Here is a 565-nt window from a genome sequence, read left to right on the forward strand (position 1 = left end):
ATTCGCCGATGCCGCCCACCAGCGCGGAATGCGCGTCATCATCGACTTCGTCATGAACCACACCAGCGACCAGCACCCGTGGTTCCAGGAATCGAGGAAGAACCCCGACGGCCCCTACGGCGACTACTACGTCTGGGCCGACGACGACAAGGCCTACAGCGACGCCCGCATCATCTTCGTCGACACCGAGGCGTCGAACTGGACGTACGACCCCGTTCGCGGGCAGTACTTCTTCCACCGCTTCTTCTCCCACCAGCCGGATCTGAACTACGAGAACCCGGCCGTGCAGGAGGAGATCCTGGCCGCCCTCCGCTTCTGGCTCGACCTCGGCATCGACGGCTTCCGGCTCGACGCCGTGCCCTACCTGTATGCCCAGGAGGGCACCAACTGCGAGAACCTGCCGGCCACCCATGAGTTCCTCAGGCGTGTCCGCCGCGAGATCGACGCGATGTATCCGGACACGGTACTGCTGGCGGAAGCGAACCAGTGGCCCGAGGACGTCGTCGACTACTTCGGCGATTTCCAGAGCGGCGGCGACGAATGCCACATGGCGTTCCACTTCCCG

Annotated in this window: 1 protein-coding gene; it reads left to right on the forward strand. The window is 64.4% G+C overall.

Going from position 1 to position 565, the window contains the following annotated elements; all coding sequences use genetic code 11:
- Positions 1–565: alpha-amylase family glycosyl hydrolase (locus POF73_RS45880; protein ID WP_272125492.1), on the forward strand; the 565-nt coding region annotated here is incomplete at both ends.

The organism is Streptomyces sp. HD, from assembly GCF_028369295.1.
In the GTDB taxonomy this organism is placed as follows: domain Bacteria; phylum Actinomycetota; class Actinomycetes; order Streptomycetales; family Streptomycetaceae; genus Streptomyces.